Origin of the sequence: Prevotella sp. P4-67, assembly GCF_002251325.1 — a bacterium.
Lineage (GTDB): Bacteria > Bacteroidota > Bacteroidia > Bacteroidales > Bacteroidaceae > Prevotella.
The window spans coordinates 1-8,049 of sequence record NZ_NPJL01000032.1; the positions used below are offsets into that span (position 1 = coordinate 1).

Below are 8,049 nucleotides of genomic sequence, written 5' to 3' on the forward strand. Positions count from 1 at the left end.
GTGAAAATATTAAAACAGATAAATCTAGTGATACAGAGAAAGTTTATCAGATAAGTCCAGCCAATCCTGTAATACAGGTCTATGCAAAAGGAAATCCAAATGCCCCTTTATTAAAGTATGATGATGCTATTTTAAAATATGGTATTGTAGAAAAGAAATCTGAAGACGGTGGAGTATCTAATTACGAGATTAAACTAAACAAAAATTTGGGAATCGTTGAACGAAATCTGGAATTTACAATGGTTTGCCCAGAAGATGAAAGGCATAATAAAACCTTCACTGTTTGCCAACCAATCCTAAGCATCGAAAATATCCCAGATTCTATACCTTTTGACTTTATCAGTGAAGATTACCTCGACCAAGAAGGCAACTTTATGACTAACCACAATAATGAACCTGGAGTATTTAGTTTCGATGACGCAAATATGAAGGCCTGTCTCAATGACGGTGACCATGATTTTCACCTACCAACGATGAATAATATGAATTGCATTTTCCCTTCAAGCGACAAAAAATTTGATACACGTTACGAAACGGAAGATACAGATACCTTACAATTTGGAATGTTTGACAAAGCTCCTTATGCTGCAAAATCATCTTATTTTTGTAAAGGTGATGGCGTAATCTATGCTTTACGCTTTAAAAATAGTTGGCTGTGTTCAGCTTTTCGCTACAAATTCGATCCTCAGAATGGCCTTTATGTAAGTATTGTACCGTTAGGATCTCAAGCATATTTATTAAAAAATGCTAGAGAAATTAGTGATGGAGAAATCTTCGATAGAAAAGAATGCCAAACCTTTCTTTTCAAGAATCTTAAAGAAAAAACGAGCGAAATAGGAGATGGAGGCGCATTGTGGACAAGTACTAAGGATCCATACGATCCCGATTATTCGGCCTTTGCTATTGGATTTGACAAGAAAAAAATCTACAGAACCAGTGTTGCCCAATCTTGCTTACTACCAGTTTTGCCCTTCATCGGTAAAGTAGAGGTTACAGAAAAAGAGATAGAGCCAACTGAGGACACTGATACTGTTGTTACAGTTCAACCGCGTATACGCAGAACAAATCGTAGCAGCGGATCTTCAAGAAATCGTTCTAATAATCAAAGCGGAAGAAATAATACTACACGTACTGGTAGTAATCATATTCTTATTATAGACAAAACAAAATAATAAATGTATGGATAATATTCAATTCGAAGTTACCTGCCCCTATTGTGGACAAGTATTTCTAGTATCTTCACAAGCAGGCATACAGGTGCAGTGCCTATGTCCCAATTGTCAACAAGACGTAATAGTTGATGCACCTATAGTTGATAACAGTGCCCTGTTAGAATCCGACTTTGAAGATTCTCAGACAAATGGTTATCAGTCGGTAACAAATTATCCTCAACAAGTGCCGCCAGAAACTAATTACTATCAGACATCTGGTGCACAACAGAATAATAACCATCAACAATTTGCGGGCACCGTGCCTCCACAAGATTCACTTGTTTATGATGAAGAGCAGAGCAGTAAAGCAAAGAAACTAATCATACCATTATTGATTATTGCTTTGCTTCTAGGTGGAGTGGCATATTGGTTTTTCGGCATATATGCCCCCAAACAACAGGAATTGGCAGATTATAATACAGCGAAAACAAAAGGTGATATATATGCTGCGCGTGAGTTCCTTTCGAAACACCAAACAGATGCACTCCCTGATCATAGAACCTCAATGGAATCAATCGTAGAGGCATTTGTCAATGATTCTATAGCATGGCAATCAACGAAAGCTGGGCTTTCTGAGGATAATCTAAAGAAAAGTGTTTCGCTGCTAGAAACTTATCTTCAAGATTATCCCAAAGGTCTTCATCGTAACGAAGCATCATCAGAACTAAACAAGTATAACAGCTTGGTCGCTGCTGATGAAGAAGCAAGAAATAAAGTTGTAGAAATTGAGATGGTGACTGATGGTTACTCGATGCGAAGTTATTATTGTAATTATGGATCACACCAAACGAGTAACGGGAATGGCGGTACAACATACTACGCTGAATCACAGTACATCTCTGTGCCTGTAGGTAGAGCTTGGAGAATGGTTACTTATGATTGGAACTATACTACAAGCAGAATGTACTATCCTCCGGAAATTGTATTGGATAATGGCTCCCGTATTAATATTAATGAAGCCGGTAGTGGATATGTTATTCCAGGAGGTCGTTCTTTCAAGATTCATACTAAACCAATGTATGCATCCGACTATTATACCTACAAGCTCAAAATATATTTCCATGAGGATGATGCATAATATTATATCTATTAATGGAATGTCTATTTATATAATGGGATTAAATAGAAAGGCGAAGGAAGATAATTACTGTAGCCAGTTTAATTCGCGACAAGTTTAAGAATGTTAAATACGTTAAACTTTCGTGGCTTTGAGGTGTTCATTAATCCTCAAAGCCACTTTTCTATCGTATAAAACACAATTGTCAGATTATCAGCACATTACATATTCGTGGACTGTACGTATCTTTCTACTGTAGATTTGTCAGCAACACAATTAGTTCGTATTCCTGAATGTCTATTTGACTACTGCAAAAACCTGCAAAAAATCTATCTGCCCGATACGATACGGGAAATTGATGATTTCGCATTTAGAGGATGTTCTAATTTGAAACAGATAAAACTGTCCAATAATATACAATATATAGGTGATTATGCTTTTGCTGGTTGTTCTTCACTTACGGATATCACAAACATTCCAGATAAGATGGATTTTGGTCAAAAGGTTTTTGCAGGATGTGTTAGTTTGACAAAATTTGAGTTCCCCCAACAGAATTCTATAGTTCCTTATGGAATGTTCCAATTTTGCAAATCACTGGTGGAAATCCAACTTGGAAACAAAACTGATAGAATTGAAGACCATGCTTTTGACGGATGTATAAATCTTAAATATGTCGATTTCCCGAGTGTCACTTATATCGGATCTTATGCATTCAGAAATTGCATGTCTATAAATGACATTCAATTAGGAAATGATTTAGAGAATATTTCTGCACATGCTTTTAAAGGTTGCAAGAATCTTCAATCCTTCAATTTGTCTAATGTTAAAACAATTGGGTCTTGCGCCTTCGGCAAATGCGTCTCATTAAAAGTAATGAAGTGTGGAGATAATGTAGAATGCGTAGAAGACCATGCTTTTGATGGGTGTGTAAGTCTTCATAATATTAATCTGCCAAATGTTTGTGAAATAGATGCTTATGCATTTAGGAATTGCGTGTCTTTAGAGGTCGTAGAATTTGGAGATAAAGTAGAGGATATAGAATTATGTGCATTTAATGGGTGTAAGAATCTGCATAATGTTCGCATCTCAAACAATGTTATAGATTGGATGGGAAGTGATACATCTATAATTCGTGATACGTTGAATAATCTTGGCATTGAATTAATTGAAAGGCTCTTAGAGGAAAGAACAAAAATGGAAGACAACGAGCAAGACTATGATGGCTTGAGTTCCCAGCACTCTCAAGAAGCAGAATCATCCCTACGGGTGAAGGATATTGTTTTATTCTCAAATTCAGAAGTAATCACATATGAAGATGTGGAGTCTCATTGTTTTGAGAAAAACGTCAAATATAAGATTAATATACCAGATGGGATACGACGCATAGACAATGACGCATTCTATTGTAATTGTAAAATAGAAGAAATTGACATACCTTCAAGTGTTGAAGAAATTGGAAGCAATGCATTTGGCGACACGGGACTTGAGTTGTTCAAATGCCCTAAGGGTATAACCAAAATCGAAGACGGTACTTATGCTGGAAATAACATTAATGAAGTTGTTATCCCTAAACATGTTAATTATATAGGTGAATATGCTTTTTGCGCGAACCCCATAAAGAAAATAATGATAAAGAATCCCGACTGCAAAATTGGTTTTGGGGCTTTTTTTATTGGTGATGGACTAAAAGAACTTCATCTTAGGAATTATACGCCTCCGAAAAATATAGTGGAATGGTTTTGGGGTGATACTCCAATGGACAAACAGCCTGAATATTTCTCTGATTGTGTTCTTTTTGTTCCAAAGGGAACTGCATATCAATATTATAGTTATGAAGAGGAACCAAGCTATGATGATAGCCTTTTGGATGCTTCATGGGATTATTCTTACCCCTATTTATTTTTTAAGGATATTGTAGAAGAATAACATACCGTTATTACACCTTTTAGATGCTATTATGGCAATCACAACTGATAACGAATGGAAAAAAGAATATAAACATAGGATTAAATGTAACAGAAAGATTTTAATGATTGGATGGAATCCATCAGTTATTCTGATTGGATGAAAGGGGCGAAAATGCCAAATGAGAAAAGAGGGGCTGAATATACTGCAAGAGATTATTGATTATTCGATGGTGTATCCAGAGGATTTTAATGAATCATTACACTTCATAAAACAAGAGGATGTGTTAATTGCACATCCTCCCGTTTTAAGCAAAAAGGGCTAATTGTATATAATAGCCTAACTATTTAAATGGCGTATTCTTCGGAAACCTCTTGTCTATCTTACAAGGATTAGATGGCGAACATGGTTCTTCATTATTAACCTTTGCGATTTCGTCAAACAAAACATATGCCTTCACTAGAAGATCAATAGTAGCAAGTGGAGAATCATACTCGGTTTCTACTTTGAGAATGGGTAAATTCTTAGGAAAAACATCGGTCTTATCACGCCATGTAATACCCCAAATCAAATCTTTGACAAATTGCTGTTCTATAGGTGTTATGAATAAAACCAAGGCAGTGTCTTCAATGTGCTTTGATGTGAAAATGAACCTGCCGTGACAATAATTGCGGAAATCACATAGCTGCACACTTGCAATTCCACTTTCCACCATTTTCGATTCAAAATCGACTGCTACAGGTCGACTCCACCCGTTGTACAGAACAATGTAGTTCTTTATGTCCTGAAGTTTTGGAACCTTACCCTCTACCCTTGGTCCGTAATAAAAACAATATTTAGGACTTATATCAATTGTTAGTTGACATAAAGGAAAACTATTGGTGTCTGAGAAGGACTTATATATCAGTCCAAATTTGCAGATAGTATCAATCGTTGCGATAAAAGATTTGTCATGTGTAAGCCAATCATAAGCGAACCATCGAGAATCTGCTTTCTTCAGATAATTCACTACAGCGTTTTCAACACCCTCATTTTTCACAATGGCACAAGTGCTTTTGGGATTTGTCTTTGAAGCTCGTTTGGCTGCATATTTTTCGTCACATCCTTTTCCGCTACTACACATAATCAATATCTTTGCAGTCTGAAGAGCTTCATCTGCGACTGATGCCATGGAGAGTGGCGTGAGCACTTTAGCCATTCCTTTTTTGCTTTCATATAGTAGTGCAGCATAATCAATTGGACTTACAGAACCACCACTGGCAATGCAATAAAGTGGCTTATGCGCATCCTCAATGAAAAACTTTTTTAAACCCTCTACATCCTGATCTTCTGCCCACGTGAGAGCATCTGGAATTACTGAGAGACATTCGTTGAATTTAACCTTGTTTGCCATAATATTCTGTTTTAGTCGTTTCTTGTTTTTGCATCCATTGATGCAATACGATTGCCTTGCTGATTAAACGCCTCAATAATGTTATAGCGTCCACCGTTTTTATAGTATTCGTAAGTTTGCATTATTAGCAATCCATCTTCCTCACTAATACCAATTGAGCCTCTATTTGTAGGCAAATAAATTGCCTGGTCGGATTCAGCATCAACAACAAAGCTCGTGACATTTCGGAAATCTGTACTTCCCTCAACTAATAGTTTTAGCGGTTCGCCTTTCCATGAAAGAATAGTTACCCTGGAAATCGTCGGTATTGAGTCAAGTGGAATGGTAAAACGATGTTCTATCGAGAGCTTTCTACCATCTGCATGAGGATGGGGCATCAATAATTTCTTTACAGACTTCTCTCTTTTATTATAAGTCCATAATGATACTTGTTTGACGGCCCCAACCCCTTCAATGCTATCTCCAATTGCTTCGTCATTCAGAAAAATCTTCCAGTCTTCATTCTCTGCCATAGAATAAGCTTTTGGAGGAATTCCATCACACACAACATCATTAAAGGCTGGTTCATTCCATTATTATGATAACTACATCCAGTCCAAATGATAATACATAAAATATATAATAGGTATCTCATCGGCATTGTTATAAAGAATTGTTATCAATCGATTTCTTCAGGTAAGTCGCCTTATTTCGTACACTCTCAGTAGTTGAACTTAGCAAGTAATCAAGAAATGCCTTTGCTTTCGTTTCATCTTTCTCATAGTAGCATGGTAGGCCTGTTGCAGCTTTAAGGATAGGGCAAGGAACTCTTCCGCTATACCATTTGTATAAACTCTCAATGTCCCCAATTCCACATGCCATTATCTTCCAAATTTCTTCCTCTGTTGAACAGAAATAAAGATGATAAAGAATATCAGTATCAGTAATAACATTGTCGCCAAGCCATCCGACATCGGAACATTTTAAACTATTGCTCCTTTCGAAAAAATCGAGATAACCATTTAGCCAGTCTATAGCAAATCTTCCTATTGGAAGATTCAATAGCAGGAAGCAAGTGCACATAAGTACCTCCACACGCATATCTTCGTCTTCTATCAATTCATAATCTTTCTCCAGCATGAACTTATAGAAGTCAAAATCATTCTTCTTGAAAGCCTGCCAAACTGGTAGAAGTTCAGGAAAGATAGCATTTTCATCGTATTTTTGAATGTCTTCTTCCTCCACATTACAACAATAGGCATAGACAGCTTTTTTTAATTCATCAGCTCCCACTGCATTCATCTGTCGAATATGTGGATGGCACACGGATGTATCAATATCTTTTTTCATATACTGTCGTTCGATATATGTAATCTTTTTCAAATAGTTTAATTTATTATCTAACTATTCCAGGTGGCCAATGCCCATATAATAAAGATAATACAGGCAATAGTGAAGATGATGTACCCCATATCACCTTCCATTGATGAAAACGTTCCTCCAAACAACCCTGTAACTTCTTTTATAACTAGCCACAACAGGGGAATCGCTATTACTAGTATAATTAATGCCAGCAGAATGCAGAATAATATTTTCAAGATACTACCCATAGCTATAAAGCATTTTATCTCCAATCGTAAATATTCTTATAGTTGTACTCCTCGTAGCGTGCAGCTATCTGATGGAGGCGATGGGCTAGCTCATTATCATGGGTATAAACCCCATGCTGTCTGGCATAGTCGTCTATCAAATCTTCAAGTGTGACCTTCTGCTTTGAGCGGTTAATTCTCTGGTCAATTACATCTCGTAATGAATGACTCTTACTCATCTCGCTGATAGCATAGCCCAAAGCTCCTGCTACTGCATTATCAATTATTCCCATACCGATAGTTTTTTTATTGTGATTTTTATTGTTTGATGGTGCAAAGTTATTAAAGAACTACGAATTTTTGGTTCGTAGTTTCAGGAAAAACTAAGCGGACAATGAAATACATTGTATTTTGCAATTTCTGATGCAAGATAATCGTAGGGTGTGAAGCTGCGTTGCGCACCCTACGATTATCATCAGCAGTTAACAATATTTAGGTGTTCTGGTTGGTCGCGGATTTTTTTTCTCAATAAAATCTGCAATTCTTTCTCCTGTATCTTTGCTATCTATACTCCAGCCAGCACCAATGATCTTTTCTCTTGGGAAAGAAGAAAGTGCCCCGTACTTGTGTTCGAATATTTTAAAATTTATTGCTGTCCGCTAAAACTCTAAAGAGCACAAATCCCTCGCCCGAAGTCCTCTGAAAATGGGAATTCGAGCTTGTTTTATCAAAAAGTAAGCCCCCACTCTAATCAAAAAGGCTTGGTTCAGGAGGTATTTCCTTAGCCTCCTGAACCATTTTTGCCCAGTCTTTTTCTGGTTCCTCAAGGAAAGTATAGCAGTTCACATAATACATGAGCATGATTCTTACCATTGATGCCAATCCAGAAAAGCTCCAAGAGCGTTTGATGCGCTT

At 36.8% G+C, this 8,049-nt stretch carries 8 protein-coding genes; 3 read left to right on the forward strand and 5 right to left on the reverse strand.

Going from position 1 to position 8,049, the window contains the following annotated elements:
- The 3 genes from CIK92_RS13705 to CIK92_RS04820 all read left to right on the forward strand — a co-directional run.
- A partial coding sequence (locus CIK92_RS13705) for a hypothetical protein (RefSeq protein WP_158214735.1) occupies positions 1–1,172 on the forward strand: 1,172 nt, incomplete at its 5' end.
- Positions 1,173–1,179: 7 nt separating this feature from the next.
- Entirely contained in the window at positions 1,180–2,289 is a 1,110-nt protein-coding gene (locus tag CIK92_RS04815) for a hypothetical protein (protein ID WP_094388343.1), read from the forward strand.
- A 210-nt stretch (positions 2,290–2,499) separates the two neighbouring features.
- Positions 2,500–4,194, forward strand: a complete 1,695-nt coding sequence (locus tag CIK92_RS04820; protein WP_094388344.1) for a leucine-rich repeat domain-containing protein — start codon at positions 2,500–2,502, stop codon at positions 4,192–4,194.
- A gap of 322 nt (positions 4,195–4,516) precedes the next feature.
- Here the strand turns inward: CIK92_RS04820 and CIK92_RS04825 are convergent, their stop codons facing one another.
- The 5 genes from CIK92_RS04825 to CIK92_RS04845 form a co-directional block, all read right to left on the reverse strand.
- Positions 4,517–5,566, reverse strand: a complete 1,050-nt coding sequence (locus CIK92_RS04825) for a hypothetical protein (RefSeq protein WP_094388345.1) — start codon at positions 5,564–5,566, stop codon at positions 4,517–4,519.
- Positions 5,567–5,577: 11 nt separating this feature from the next.
- Positions 5,578–6,078, reverse strand: a complete 501-nt coding sequence (locus CIK92_RS04830) for a hypothetical protein (RefSeq protein WP_094388346.1) — start codon at positions 6,076–6,078, stop codon at positions 5,578–5,580.
- Between the two features lie 130 nt (positions 6,079–6,208).
- Positions 6,209–6,895 (reverse strand): hypothetical protein, encoded by a 687-nt coding sequence (locus CIK92_RS04835; protein WP_144008190.1) that lies wholly within the window; start codon positions 6,893–6,895, stop codon positions 6,209–6,211.
- Between the two features lie 50 nt (positions 6,896–6,945).
- Positions 6,946–7,155, reverse strand: coding sequence for a hypothetical protein (locus CIK92_RS13710; RefSeq protein ID WP_094387152.1), 210 nt, complete (start codon positions 7,153–7,155; stop codon positions 6,946–6,948).
- A gap of 14 nt (positions 7,156–7,169) precedes the next feature.
- Positions 7,170–7,427: a hypothetical protein gene (locus tag CIK92_RS04845; protein ID WP_094387153.1), complete on the reverse strand. Its 258-nt coding sequence runs from the start codon at positions 7,425–7,427 to the stop codon at positions 7,170–7,172.
- Positions 7,428–8,049 lie beyond the last annotated feature (622 nt).